The organism is Xanthomonas sp. LMG 12460, from assembly GCF_009192895.1.
GTDB classification, from domain to species: Bacteria; Pseudomonadota; Gammaproteobacteria; order Xanthomonadales; family Xanthomonadaceae; genus Xanthomonas_A; species Xanthomonas_A sontii.
The window spans coordinates 1-822 of sequence record NZ_NKUH01000158.1; the positions used below are offsets into that span (position 1 = coordinate 1).

Genomic DNA, 822 nt, shown 5'->3' on the forward strand with positions numbered 1-822 from the left:
CGATCCTGGTGCTGTGGCGGGTGCGGCTGATCCGGCGTTCGCCGCTGAAGGCGCTGGCGATCCGCGCCGGCTTCCTGGTGGGCATGCTGGCGCTGGGCGGCGTCGCTGCGATGCTGTCGTTCCAGGACCTGTCGGCGATGATGCGCAACCATCGCGAGATCCGCTACCTGGCCACGCCGATCAATTACCTGGTCGCGCTGCGGCAGAACTTCAAGTCCGACAGCCCCACGCGCAAGGCGCCGAAGCTGCCGCTGGAACACGACGCCAAGGCCACCGCGCGTGCGCCGGGCAGCAAGCCACGGCTGCTGGTGGTGGTGCTGGGCGAAACCGCCCGCGCGCAGAACTGGGGCCTCAACGGCTATACGCGGCAGACCACGCCGGAGCTGGCCAAGCGCGACGTGATCAATTTCCCCGACATGCACTCCTGCGGCACCAGCACCGAGGTGTCGGTGCCGTGCATGTTCTCGCCGTTCGGCCGCCACGACTACAACGAGAGCAACATCCGCAAGCACCAGTCGCTGCTGCACGTGCTCGAGCACGCCGGCATCAGCACGCTGTGGCGCGACAACCAGTCCGGCTGCAAGGGCGTGTGCGACGGCCTGCAGATCCAGCACCTGGACGACGCCAAGGATCCGCAGTTGTGCAAGGACGGACGCTGCATGGACGAGATCCTGCTGCAGGACCTGGCGGCGCAGGTGCGCGCCAAGCCCGGCGACCGCGTCGTGGTGCTGCACCAGCTCGGCAGCCACGGCCCCAGCTACTTCGAGCGCTACCCGGCCGCGTTCCGCCGCTTCACCCCGACCTGCGACACCGCCGACCTGG

General features: G+C 68.9%; 1 protein-coding gene. It reads left to right on the forward strand.

The genetic code is table 11. From position 1 onward, the window contains the following. Window positions 1-822: sulfatase-like hydrolase/transferase (locus CEK66_RS20150; protein WP_152238065.1), on the forward strand; the 822-nt coding region annotated here is incomplete at both ends.